This is a genomic window from Sphingobacterium sp. NPDC055431 (assembly GCF_053644255.1).
In genome coordinates, this window is record NZ_JBSHLH010000008.1 from 67990 (window position 1) to 81745 (window position 13756).

9 protein-coding genes are annotated in these 13756 nt (G+C 41.9%); all 9 read right to left on the reverse strand.

Features of this window, described 5'->3' with window-relative positions; all coding sequences use genetic code 11:
• Positions 1-51 precede the first annotated feature (51 nt).
• Complete coding sequence (locus ACWIB3_RS09405; protein ID WP_454291456.1) at positions 52-600, reverse strand: DUF1573 domain-containing protein; 549 nt, start codon at positions 598-600, stop codon at positions 52-54.
• Positions 581-2716 carry a DUF4838 domain-containing protein gene (locus ACWIB3_RS09410; protein WP_454291457.1) on the reverse strand — a complete coding sequence of 712 codons (2136 nt, stop codon included), beginning with the start codon at positions 2714-2716 and terminating at the stop codon, positions 581-583. Before ACWIB3_RS09410 ends, ACWIB3_RS09405 begins: the two co-directional genes overlap by 20 nt.
• Entirely contained in the window at positions 2703-5522 is a 2820-nt protein-coding gene (locus ACWIB3_RS09415; RefSeq protein ID WP_454291458.1) for a tetratricopeptide repeat protein, read from the reverse strand. Before ACWIB3_RS09415 ends, ACWIB3_RS09410 begins: the two co-directional genes overlap by 14 nt.
• Before the next feature lies 1 nt (position 5523).
• Positions 5524-6951: a glycosyltransferase family 2 protein gene (locus ACWIB3_RS09420; RefSeq protein WP_313261346.1), complete on the reverse strand. Its 1428-nt coding sequence runs from the start codon at positions 6949-6951 to the stop codon at positions 5524-5526.
• Positions 6935-8134: a HEAT repeat domain-containing protein gene (locus ACWIB3_RS09425; RefSeq protein WP_454291459.1), complete on the reverse strand. Its 1200-nt coding sequence runs from the start codon at positions 8132-8134 to the stop codon at positions 6935-6937. The genes ACWIB3_RS09420 and ACWIB3_RS09425 overlap by 17 nt, the downstream gene beginning before the upstream one ends.
• Before the next feature lie 602 nt (positions 8135-8736).
• The gene (locus ACWIB3_RS09430) at positions 8737-9351 is read right to left on the reverse strand and encodes a helix-turn-helix domain-containing protein (protein ID WP_454291460.1); all 615 of its coding nucleotides are present in this window, start codon (positions 9349-9351) and stop codon (positions 8737-8739) included.
• Positions 9352-10390: 1039 nt separating this feature from the next.
• On the reverse strand, positions 10391-11254 hold the full coding sequence (locus ACWIB3_RS09435) for a glycoside hydrolase family 16 protein (protein ID WP_454291461.1): 864 nt from the start codon (positions 11252-11254) through the stop codon (positions 10391-10393).
• Between the two features lie 35 nt (positions 11255-11289).
• Complete coding sequence (locus ACWIB3_RS09440; RefSeq protein WP_185215729.1) at positions 11290-12216, reverse strand: hypothetical protein; 927 nt, start codon at positions 12214-12216, stop codon at positions 11290-11292.
• An 11-nt stretch (positions 12217-12227) separates the two neighbouring features.
• On the reverse strand, positions 12228-13748 hold the full coding sequence (locus tag ACWIB3_RS09445; protein WP_454291462.1) for a RagB/SusD family nutrient uptake outer membrane protein: 1521 nt from the start codon (positions 13746-13748) through the stop codon (positions 12228-12230).
• Positions 13749-13756: the final 8 nt, after the last annotated feature.

The window sequence follows — 13756 nt, forward strand, 5'->3', positions numbered from 1 at the left end:
TAATCCAATTCTTTACAAAAAAATTATTGTTTTAAATAAAAATTTATGTAATTAATTATTTTGTTTCTCGATTTCTGGAGGTGGTTCAGGCATGTAATATCCTTTCCCATTTTGTCTTCCATCCATCATAAGCTCAACTGATTTATTTTCTTCAAGTTCCTCTGTATACAATTCTTCATAGTCCTTGGTATACATTGCCCCAGGGACGACATTGATATCAAAAACAATCTCTTTGTATTCGGCATCCTTAAAATTCCCGTAAAGTGTAACATAATGTTTCACTGCTCCAATGTTCTTAGCGCTATTGTAGCTCAGGATAAGCTTCCGTTCTTTTTTGGGTGGGATTGAAAACCCGCCAATGCCGTCTGAGTTCTTCAGGCAACCACAAGAAGTAATAATATCTGTCAGGATTAAAGGTTCATCGCCGGTGTTTTTGATGTTAAAGACCAAATCCTTGAGCTCACCTGCTAAAATCGGAAAGTAATGCCTATGGTTATCTTCTATTTCCACGGTGGTTTTCCTGTCCTTGATGTCCATGCAACCTGTTATCAACAAGTTGATGATTGCTAAAAGCGAAATGTTAAAATATTTCAATTTCATCACATGCTATTACTGAATTGTTAATGCTTTTATTTTTGTTTATCCTTATTTCAATTTGTTGCTCTCCGTTAACCATGATTTCCTTTTCCAGCTGGAATGTGTTGCCTTCTTGGATCAATTCCATGCCCGCGACCTTTGCGATGGGCTGCCCGTCTTTCAGTATTTCAATCTTGTCGGGCCTTAGCATCCGGTGCCTTGCATTATGTAAGAACCGCATGCGGATTGTTTTTTTTCTTTCCTCTACGGATACCAGCTTACCTGAAACATTGATATCCTCTGCAGCTAATAACCAGCCTTGATTGAAATCGGAGAGGAATCCGGGCAGGTTGTCAGCCAATAGAGCAGCTTCTTTCAGTGCTTGCATGGTCCTTAATTCCAGCACCTTCTCGATCTGGAAAAGATTTCTGTTCATTGGATGGGCTAGGATCTGTTTCCATTCGGCGATATAGTTGCTTATCTCGCCATCAGTTTCCTTATAATGGTCCTGTTTGTATTTTTTGGAAAAGGCTGCCAATTCCAAGATGCTCTCCTCGGCCTTGGGATTGATCCATACCTTTCCTTCTCGTTCTGCAAGGAATCCGTTTTCAAAATTTCCAGTATGGATGTCAAACTGGAGTTGGGTATAGGCCAAGCCTAATAATAATTTGTCAAGCTTGATCTTTTCTTCTCCTTTTGCTTTTTTGCTCAGTTCAGATAGATCGCTATGAAATTTTTGAAACCCACCTTGGTCTAAATAGGATTTCATCAGTTCTCTGAAAGGTAAATAAATTCCTATTTCAGATTTTGATCGACTTGATTTCTGTTCAATCGCTAAAAGATAATCAGCTATTAGCTTACCTGATGTTGGATATGTCCTTTTGCAATAGCCCTCGACTAGGTCTTTGGCATCCAAGCTTGGATCCATCATCATCGCACTCAGTACATAGGTCTTGATGTCTTCGAATGGAGAATAGTCATAGCCCGAACCGTTGAGGAAAAAGCCATTGATTCCTATAGAACGAAAGTAACTCAGCTGATTTTGAAAGCGATCTAATACGGGGAAAGGGCTCAAATAATCGTCGAAATTTGAAATATAGTCCCAGAGGTAGACCGCATTGACTTTATTTTTCCATTGCTCTACCAAGGGTCCAAAATCTTGGACAGCGGTACTGCTTGGGATGATTTTGGAAGATTTTGTGAAATCGATCGTGCTGATGAATACACCGGTGTTTTTTTCCATTTGAATGGAAGGAGCACGTTTAGTAGTCAGGTAGGCCGTGGTGAAAAATTGATAGTCTGGATACTGCTTTGCAAGGCTATTCAGCAGATTTGTAACTGCACCTGTTGCATCAGCGGTCTTGTTCCCCAATTCTTTACAAGTTTCACAAGTACAAGCGATGTTATTGTCATTGGGAGCGATCATAAAGTACTTTACGCCATTTCCCTCTTGCCCGTCAAGATATGCTTTGATGGCAGCAAGGGTTTCTGCAGAGGAGAAACAAAATTGTTCTTTATTTATACCCGCTTCGGTCTGCGCATAGGCTCTTTCAGGGATCTTTCCATTAAAAATCTTTTTAAAATTATGGCCCCAAATTCCCCAATCACGGTCTACGCTATTGGTATGGTAGATGCCTACTAAATCTGGGTCAGTATTGCTGAGCATATGAGGTTCACGATAGTGAATCGCGAAATTGAATTGGCCTGTCCTGAAATGAATGATGGCAGGAGGGAGGTCGTGCGCATCGATATCGACCTTGTCTCCCAAATGGGAGATAAGGCCATATATCAGCCATACCATGGTTTCCCTGTTCTTTGCAAATAGGGAAAGCTTTCCCGGAACATTCTTGATCTCGTAATCAAAGCTTAAGTCAGGGACAAGCTCAAAATATATCTGGTTTGTTTTGTTTGTGGTATCTGGGCTATCTGTTCTGATGATGGATAGTTTGTTTCCTGTATTTCGCTTGGAAAGGTGCTGATTGAAATAATCAGCCATTGCAGCACTGCTTTGGTCTCCGTTAGAGATAATAATTATCTTCTGTTCAGCAAAGTTGAACACATTGCTTTGGCCCTTACTGCTCGTGCAAGAGCTAAAGGCGAAAAGGCCGAACAGGGGTATGGTGAATCTAAAAAGATACATTCATTTGCAGGTTAATGTTGTACAGGTTTTTATAGGTACTGACTCCATCAATTAGGTTGGTTTGGAAGTTATACCATGACCCTAATGCGTTGGCTGAAATATTCCTTGAAATGTTCCTGCCGAATCCCGCGCCGACCATGGTATTGAGTACCTCAAAACTATTTTGGATCTGGAAGTCCATTAAGTCCAAGTCTGGAGAATTACCTACGCTGGCTATTGCAAGAACAAAGTTTCTAGGATTGTTCATGTAATATTGTCCCTTTAAGCCTACGTTGTATAGGTAGCTGCTGCTGCCATTCTCCATTAGCATGAAATTGGAGATTCTCCCTGATAGGTTAAAGTCATCAATGGTCTTCATGACGCCTAGATTCAGGTTCATCAAGGATTCATCTGTGAAAAATTTCCTAAATCCAGCTCCAGCTTCAAGTTGCCAAGTTGGTTTCCAATCATACATGACGGCGGCATTTGTTGCGACCTTCAAGAAAAACTTATTGGCTAGGGCTAGGTCAATCCGGCTGGAAATCTCAGGTGTCCATGGTTTGGTCCATTCAAACTGTCCTTGTATTCCTTTTCCATTTTCACGCCCAGTATAGTTCAGGCGCCCGGTATATATGGATCCATCGGTATGTAAGCGGCTGTATTCTGCTGTGGAAATGGTCGTAAGGGCATCATTGTCGCCGAACCTTGCCCTGAGGTGTGAAATACCCACCGTGTTCTTGAAAGATCGTTGCCCTAGGTAATCCAGATGCTGTTTAAAGTCTTCGAATTCCAATAGGGATGGATCATAATACCTTTGGTAATAATAAGCCGAATCATACTGCTTTAGGCCTTCATAGGCAGTACCTTTCAGATACTTCAAGGATTTGCTGTTTTCATTGTATTGAAGGGCAGTATCGATGACGGCTAGGGCTTGGCTATGTTCCTTGTTTTTCAATAACCTGGCAGCGTATTCTTCGGTAGTGCTACTGAAGGTGTTGACCAAGGGTTGGTGGAACGGGTTGAGTGTGACCTGATGGTGGAGCAGTTCCCAAGAGTCTCCTAAGGTTTCTGGCTTATGGTTCATGGCCTCTGCTAGCTTGATCTTAAATGGAATATCATCCAAATAAAGCTCTTCGGCCTTTTTGGCGTAAGAAAGCATTGCATCATGGTCCTTGAGTTGGTAACTGATATTGATCATGGCAAGCAGGGCGTCTTGATTATGTTCATCAACTGCCAACCACCTTTCGCATAGCTGTTTGGCTTCAATGAGTTTGTATTCTTCACGGAACTGTTTGATCCAAGGGGCTATGATTTCTGAGTAACCATTTTGCAAACGCGGTTTGTCCTCTGGGGAGGCTTGCGCCAGGACTTGCTCGTAAATACTTAATGCATAGTCATACCTACCCTGTTTATTGTATAGATCTGATTTCTTCATCATCAGGTCCAAGTTGCCTGGATCGTCAAATAACATTTCATCCAATACGACGATAGCTTCCTGAAGTCGATTGCTAGACTGGTAAGCATTGTAGATACCTGCCTGGGCACTTTTTACCGATTCATGGTCGCCATAACGGATAACTTCTTGCCATTCTGAAATAGCCACCGTGGTCTTTCCCTCGTCCATGCTGTTTTTGGCACTTCTTAAGGTGTTGGTGACATAAGACTCGCGTAGGTCCAAGTCGTCTGGGTACTTGCTAAAAAGGTCTTTGGTTAGGCTAGCAACTTTTGGTTGGTTCTGCATCCTTTTATAGACGGTCAGTTCCTTCAGGTCGAGCTCTTTGCTGCCACCTATACTGTTTCGGTGCCTATTCAGGACATCGACAGCTTCCTCATATTGTTCTTGGCCCACGCGTTCATTGAAAACATAGGCGAATGCTTCCTCGTTTCCGGGCGAAGCTTCAAATATTTTTCCATATAGCGTTCCTGCATCGCCTTCCTTGGCATTGCGGGCCGCTTCAAGTAGAAAGTAGTTGTACTGGTTCCTGAGATTTGCACTTCCACCTCGGTTCATCTCTTGACCAAGGAAGCCCAACAGCTCTGAATAGCGCTTCTGATGTTCTAGGACGGCTAGTTTCTTGCTGATGAAACCTTCGTTGCCTGGAAACTGGTTTAAGGCTCTTTCGGAATAAACCAAGGCGTTGTTATAGTCCCCGGCCTTGATGTAGCTGTCTATAACCGAAAAATAACTCTCCTGCTCTTGGGGTTGGTCTTCTACTGATTTCCTTGCCAGTTCGATGGTCTTATCTATTTTTCCCGAATTGCGGACTTCAGCAGTGCGCTGCTCGGTAATATAGGTTTGATCCTTGCGCAACTCGGGGTCTTCAGGATATATCTGTGCAATTCTTTTTAACAAACGATCTGCCTCCACTTGGTTACCCGATACGCGATATAAATCAATCTTTTTTCGCCAAAGATCTTTCAAATAGGGGTTTACCTCCAGCAACTCATTGACATAACAGATTGCACTTGAATAGCGCGCAGTCTCCGTTTCGACCGTAATAAGCATCTTCTTAGATTCATGATTGCTAGGGCCATATTCCAATGATTTGACCAGTTCATACCTCGCTTTATCATACTGCTTGCTATGGATATAGTATTTACCCAGCATCATTCTCATATCGGAATCTTTGGGGGTTTTTAGCAAGATTTCCTCTGCTTTTTTCCTGCCTTCTTCCCAGCGCTGCTGGTTGTATAATGCATTGATTTGATTTACTTCCAAATTGTTTTGGTTGGTAGACCCTGTGCTTTGAGCATAAGAAACAAGGCAAAAAAAGATCAGTCCAAAGGCTGTAATCATCCTTTTGGAGAATATAAATCTCTTTAACATATTATGTTGCGGTGTTTGTGTTTTTATTAGGTGCGTATCCCTGTCGGGTCATCTGGCCCCATTTGAAATCCTTTTTGGTAATGTACTGAACATAGCCTTTCAGGGTGAAAAAAACCACCAGCGGGTGATATAAAAAAGGCTCTAGGGCGGCAAAGAACACCAGCTTGAGATATTCCCAGAAATTTCTATACAACTTTCCAAGAACTAAATCATTGGACACAGTGACTATCGAAACCACCAATCCGATTAAATAGGCATAGAGCAGCATCATCCAAAAGGTTTCGAAATTAACCTGACCTGTTAACAATAAAAACAGGAAGAATATCAAGCCCACCATCTCAATGATTGGCGCCAAGAACTCAAAAAAAACAATATACGGCATGACGATCAGCCCCATTCTCCCATAATCTCTGTTCAAGAGGAATTTTCGGTGATCGACGATGAACTGAAGCATCCCGCGACCCCATCTTGTTCTCTGCCTGTTCAAGAGGCTTATGTTGGGAGGCCCCTCAGTCCAGCATAGACTATAGGGACATTGAACTATTTTATATTTTCTTTTGTTCTCCCGCATAAACGCCACCATTCTCACGGTCATGTCCATATCCTCCGCATGGGAGGTGGAATCAAAGCCCCCAGCGGAGATTACGACCTGTCTATCAAACAGACCGAAGCCCCCAGAGACATTTGGAATGGAGTTGATCATCGACCAACCCATTTTTGCAACTAGGTATGACCTTAAATATTCAGTTTCCTGGAAAAGTGGAATCAGTCGGCTCGGCGCTTTTACCCGGGTTATCTTTCCTTTCTCTACCTTGCAACCATTCACCATGCGCATGGTGGCTCCTACGGCGATAACTTGTGTGTCGGAATCAAGGACGGGAAGAATGATTTTGCTCAAGGTGTCCTCAGAAAGGATGCAGTCTACGTCTGTATTGATGAAATGATCGTATTGAGCGATATTTACCCCTGCATTCATCGCGTCCGCTTTGGTACCTCCGTTTACTTTATCGACCACAATAAGCTTACTGAATGCCGGATTGCTGGATCGAAAAACTCTTTTTATGGGTTGACAGAACACCTTGTAGACATAATAATAGGGCACCTCCATCAATTCGAATTCCTCTTTCAAGATGTCGAGAGTCCTGTCGGTACTTCCATCATTCACGATGATCACTTCAAATGTTGGATAATCAAGATTCAAGAAGGAGTGAACACTGTCTGAGATAATGACTTCTTCATTATAGGCAGGTGCAACAATTGATATTCCTGGAGCTTGGTCAGGAAAGTCCTTTAGATAATTCTCTTCGCGCTTCGTGTATTTAAATCGATAGCGAATCGTTTTGAAATAGCTCATTACCATTAATGCCAGATAGAAGACCGCCAAGGCGGTGGCATAGAAGTAGATCAAATAGTTAAAGAAATAGGCCATTGGTTTGATATTGTGCTACTGTAAAGTTCTTTTCATTGGTTACTTGAGCTAATAGCATGTTTTCAGCTTCCTTTTTGGTCTTTGACACCTCGTTTTTAAGTGTTTCAAGTGCCTGTTGTCCCTCGATCCCATGTTGGCTGATCGCTCTCGCAATGTTTAATTTGCTGTTATTGTCATCAGTTGATTTGTAATTCTTGACCAAGAATTCCAATGACTCCTGGCAAGGCAGTATGGCCATGGTCCTGATAATGGCCTCACGGACCACCGTAGTCTCCATGGGATAGCGATCTATTAATTTAGGGATGCCCTCAAAGTAACCTAGCTCACCAAGGGTTTCTACCATTTGCACTCGGATATCCCGGTTTTCATGCTTATCAAGTAAGTCTGTCAAGATCTCTGATGCTTCTTCTTGTTTGAAATATCCTATTTCCCTCAAGATGAAGATGATATACTTTGGGCTCTTGGAGCTGTTCACCCAACGCAATAAGTTTGGAAGCTTTCCATCCCTAGACCTCTTGATTAAGGTAGAGTGAAGCCGAAGTTTATCTAATTGGGTAAACTCCTCATCGAAGTTTTCTTCCATAAAACGAAAGGGGTTGTATTTGTCTTGGTTGGTGTATAGATCTCTTGCGGCTTTCCTGATATCCTTGTTTTTATGGAAGGTTGACTTAGAAAGTACGCCGGTATTTACACCGTTGTCAAATTCTCCTATGACCAACAAGGCTTCTTTTCTTTTATCAAAGCCTGAGTTTCTAATTCTTTTCTCCCAAAAGCCCATTAAACCTAAGGCTTCAAGACTGTTCTTGTAATTGAGATCATTAAATTGGCCAGCTTTCATCAGTTCGCTTTTGACATCCAATAAAACGTCGGTTACATAATCAGATTTCCAATGTTTCAAACTTGTAATATTGAACTCCAATAGTCTTTGGATCTCTTCTTTTTCATATATCGAAGGGTTTTTAATGATAAAAGAAAGTTTATCATAGAAATGGTTTGCAGTTTTCTGTTTCTTTTTCTCAGTCCTGTTTAATTGATAGCCTATGACCAATAGGCGGGTAAAAGCTAGTATGGTTACCACTATTAAAAAAAGGACCATTACAAAAGTGACTCTAGCAATTGGCGGATAGCCGCTGAATATAGTACCTATATAATTTAGGTAGTACGTGAAGTATTCAAAGTTCATAATCAATATTTTTATAATAATTAATTGACAATCTTTTGATCTTGCCTAGAATTGGAGGGAAGTGTAACGTATAATTGGCGTTGCATTTCATCGATTCTCGCTTAAACAAAGCTCATTAATTAGGTTTGGATTTATTGTCTCATTTTCTCCATTTTCGGAAAATACAACAATAACGGACACTCGTTTTTATAGGTAATTTTTTGCGTTATTAATTTGTATATTAATGATAATAAGGGTTTTATTAATTTGAGTGTTCGTTTTTCAAACAATTTGTAGAAAATCCAAATTTACTATTAGAAAAAACTTTTTCCATCCTGTTAAGTGGTTCAAATAGGGACAAATGGGGTGACAAACCCTGTACATCGGTATTTATTCACAGGGGTTTCAGTCATGTGTTTTTGTGCCAATAAGCTGTATCCTTGGGATAGCCGTAAAAAGGAGGCCATATTATTCGAGCAATAGGAGATGTTGTGAGCCAGGATTAAGGAATTGCCTAAAAGAGAGGCTTTCCTGCCTTTGATTAAGACCGAAAGCTTCTACGACATTGAAAGCAATAGTGAGGAGGGCTCCCTATTGAAACCAAGGAAATGACTGGGGAATTATTATTGGGCTATAAGTTGGTCGTTCCTGAACTTATGCGGTGAACAGCCATGGATAGCCTGGAAATTCCTATAGAAGGAAGCACGGGAACTGAATCCACAAATACCGGCTAAATCCTCAATCGTATAGTCCATCACTTGTTCCTTGAGTTTCTTCTCTGCATAAGCCATCCTTAATTGATTGATAAAGCTCGTATAACTTTCTCCGTACTCGTATTTTAGGAATTGACTCACATGACGAATCGGAATCCCTAAATCAGAGCTGAATTTTTCCTTCGTTAGCTCACTATCAAGATAGCCCTGGGAATTGACGAACTCGATAATCTTGAGGTTGTAAGCCATGAACAGATCTGAATTTGGATGGGTAGCATTAGCGCTTTGTTTTGTGGGCTCATAATAGTTGATATCATATATTATTATGTCACTTCCCTTTTCTACTAAGTTCCCTTTTGAATGATAGAAGTTGATATTTGCCGAGTAAATAAGGGTTAAAGTAGAGAGGAACATGCTGATTAAAGTGAGTCTACCCGCCCATATAAATTCTATGTCTTTGGTAAAATTGGTTAAAGAAAGGATTATTATGGTAATGATGGTTGAAAATAGACCAATAACAACCATTCTAGGAAGTAATTGAAGCTTTTCCCTCAACCTGGTTAAAAAGTATCTAGGCTGAATAATGACAAAATAGATGAAAAAATGTATAAGGACCAATCCCGAATTAAATAGCGGGACAAAATTCATGAAAGAATTGTACTGGAACGATAAGTTATTTACAAATACCAAGTAGATAATAAAGAATATTACAAACGGAATTAAGTGTACCCATAAATTCTTTTTTTGCTTGCCGCGAAGTCTGTTGGAAAGAATCATAAGTGCAGGTCCGTAAAGAAAACCTATAGGGATGTTGAGAATGTAAAAATGTGCTTCATCATCAATCATGTACAAAAATGGAATGATCGTTAAGAATAAGATAGTTAATAATAGAATTGTGTATAGGCCCCAATGATGTATTTGTCTTTTTACACCCTGTATTAACTTCAGGACCAACAAACTATTAATAATTATGAATATGGAGATAAAGGATAAAATCATGTGGTTAACGCATTTAATGAATATTCTGATTCAAAATTTTATTAACAATTGGTCAGATATTTGAGATCTCTATCTTATACTAATTTAACTTATTTATCCTCGAAAGAAAAGATTGGTTAACTTTTGTTTAATCTTTGTAGCGTATCGTCTACTCTTTACGGGTTGTATGGTTAATAGTTTACCCGATTTGTTAAATCATTAACTCTTGTTTCATTTTGAGTGGTTTAAGATTAATAAATAGGATAAATTATATCAAAATAAAGTATTGAGACATGCTGGATATAGAGGTGCGAAGTATTAAGGCATTTAAAGCTACAATCGCTTTATTATGGCTATTATTGCCCAAAAAGGAGGGTGTTTAACCTAAAATGGATCAAATGACCATTATGTTTAGCTATAGAGGCAATGTGGTCTAAAAGGAAAGAGATTTTCTAGGGAAAGCCCAGAGGGAAAAAGATTAAGGGGTAAGATTAGCCTACCCATCGAAGCTAATTCTTACCCCAATCATCACATCAGTAACAGTATTTAAGGTACAAATACCATTGACTTAAAACGATCTTCTCTATTATGGGTTCAACAGTTCGTAAACCCGAACATAATCTACTTGATAAACATTAGGGAATGAGGCTTCATCAATGCCTTTTAATCCACCCCAATTACCTCCGACTGCCAAGTTCAGCAACCAGTGGAACTTCTTGTCAAATGGCCAAACGCCGCTTCCTTTACCTTCATTTGGAAAGTGCAGGATCTGTTCGCCGTCCACAAAACCTCTGATATATTCAGGAGTCCAGTCCACGCGGTATTCGTGAAATTCGGTGGTCGCATTTTGAATCTTCTTGATGGCTTCCTTTTGGGTGCCCTTAACATGGTTATAATCTTCGGTGTGCATGGTGATATGCACTACATCCGGTTCATAGCCCACATGTTCCAGGATATCAATTTCCCCAGAAGCTGGCCATGGGCCGTATGCCCAGTCGGTAGGCAACATCCATGCTGCTGGCCAAGTTCCTTTTCCAGCAGGGACCTTTGCCCTGACAACGAACCTACCGTACAGGAAATCTCCTTTGCCCTTGCTGATCAAACGGGTTGAAGTATAGTCAGCACCTTCAAATTTTTCCTTTCTGGCGGTAATGCTCAATATGCCATCGGCAATATTCACGTTCTCCGGACGGGCATTGGTATAATATTGCAATTCATTATTTCCCCATCCGTTATCGCCTCTTCCTACGTCATAGCCCCATAGTTCGGTATTGGGCAGACCATCCTTATCGAATTCATCAAACCAGACCGGTGTCTCCGAATACTTGTATTCTTTCGGTTTTGGGGCTGGAGGAGGTTCAGGGATAACGATATTGTTCTCGTTCGATTTTTCTGAACAGGACAATAGTATAAGGATAGGTAAGATCCAAAAGCTCATATTTCTCTTCATTTTTAAATTGTTTATAAAATAAAATCGATCGCTGATTAGAAAGAACGTAAGGTCATGGTCCACCAGGCGTCTCCGCCGATATTGACACCAACCTTCAGGATATCATAGCCAGCTCCATCTTTATTTTTGGTCATCTCCAATATATCATAAAGCACAAAGTCGTTCACTGGACCCGTTGCGGTCTCACCACCATTATGTGCTTTCTTGACACCGATATGTGCCCCTTTGCCCACAAGTCTCAATTGACCAAGCTTTTTGACACCTGTTCCTTCCGTTACCGAAAATTTAAAATTCCCGGAATTCCATAGGGCCTGTTCACCTTTCAGGTTTGCTGCGGGTTCACAGCCGGTCGTTTTGTTCCCTAGGTAGCCATCGGCAAAGTAATCGCCTTTGTTGTCGTAGGCATAGGTTCCCTCTGCATTAAAGGAGAAGGTAAATTCATCATTGAACTCACATGCTCTACCGGTTACTTCTCCTGCGCCACTGCTCCACCAGTCGCCGTTATCTGCACCCGGACCTACCTTGAAAGCTCCTGCTTGAGGGTTCAGCTTCCAGGTCTTCTTGGTACAGCTGGCAATAAAGCCCAGTGCGGTCTTGGCATCACAGGCATTCGGGTCGTTTTGCTTAACGGCAACAGGCTTGGTCACACTTGCCATCCCTCCCTGACCTACTACATCCAATTTCACGTCGTAGTTGCCTGCAAAGATCAAGGCTACTTCTACTACGTCACCCGACAGTTTCTGTCCGCTGGATACGATGGTCCAGTTGGCAATGGTAGGGGTATTGGTCGTGTTCTTCAATTGTACACGACCCGGTGCTATTTCTACCGCTTCAAAATTGGGCTGCGGTAGGGGATTCAAGCTGAGGTCATCTCCTTCTGGACGACAGGCAATCACGACCATCGAGAATAGCATGATCCTCCAGAGATTCGCATTAAATATTTTGTTATATATCGTTTTCATAATTCAGTCAATTATTTCGTGCCTCCGTATTCTTTGTTTTGCTCCAATTGGGTATTATCTAGCTCCAAAAGCGGAATCGGTAATACTTCATGCTTTCCAGCGACATATCCTCTGGCTGATAGAGCGGCTGCTGCATCTCCCCAACGAACCAGGTCGAACCAGCGTTGTCCTTCTCCGGCCAATTCAAGCCTTCTCTCGCGCTTGATGTTCGCAAAGGTTGCTGTGGTTGCCGGAAGTCCAACTCTCACTCTCACGGCGTTTAATAGGGCTCCTGCACGGGTGATGTTTCCACTGCCTCTGACCAACGCTTCTGCTTCTAGGAGATAAGTGTCGGCAAGGCGGATATCATAGATGTTCTGTGGAAAATTAAGCTCGAATGTTCCGGCACCTGTCCATCTGTTCGACTCTCTACCGGCATATTTTTCCAGGAAATAACCTGTATCCATATAGCCCGGTGTGTAAGATGCCTTGCCATCTGCTTGCAGTTGGTGCATATCCGCAACGGTGTATTGGTATCTAGGATCTCCCTTTAGCTGGTCAACAAGGCCATTGGTCAAGGGAAGGAATCCCCAGCCGGCAATATAGTCCGGTGCTCCTGAACCTGCCGCATATCCACGGGGACCGATCATGATATTCAGGATATTACCTTCTGTACAGTCGATACAGCCCCAGTCACCAACGGAGGTGTTGGTAAAGGATATCTCCATAATGGACTCGCTGTTGAATTTATTGCTCACCTTGAAGAGGTCACCATAATTGGCCAATAACTTGTAGCCATATTTGCTGGTTTGGCCGGGTTCGCCGTTCACTTCCCTGAATTGGGCAGCTGCCTCGGTGAACTTTTCTTGCTGTAGATAAACCTTGCCCAGCAATGCTCTTGCCGTGCCCTGTGATGCTCTTCCGGCTTCGGTATCTAAGTTTAAATTGATAGGTAGAACGGGAATGGCCTCCATCAGATCTTTCTCCATCGCAGCATAGACCTCCTGAGGTGCTACTTGTGGGGTTGCATAAATGGCATCTCCAACGAGCGGGCTCAGGATCAATGGGATATTGCGGAAGTAGCGAATAAGGTCAAAATAAAAATAGGCTCTCAAGAATTTCGCTTCTGCGGTAAACCTTGCCTTTTCATCATCGCCCATTGGGATCTCTGGCAATTTCTCCAGCAATACGTTGGCGCGCATGATTCCCATATAGCCTCGGCGCCAAAGATCCTCCTGCGGACCCACCGCTGGGCTCAGTGAATAGTTGGACCAAGCTTGGATATTCGGTAAATCTGAGGATCCACCGCCGCCAGCAAAATGATCGTCGGATGCAGCGGAGGTAGCCAATATTTTAGTGACATAGCTGGAACTCTGGAAACCCACCACATCATATACCGCCACCAGACCGTTGTAAGCCTCTTGTCGGTTCCTGTAGTAGTTCTCTTCTAAGTCCGTGCCCCTAGGTTTTAGTTCCAAAAAGCTATCGGAACAGGATTGCCCCAATAAAGAGAAAGCAATAAGTATAAGGAATAGTTTATTATTTAATTTCATCACTAATC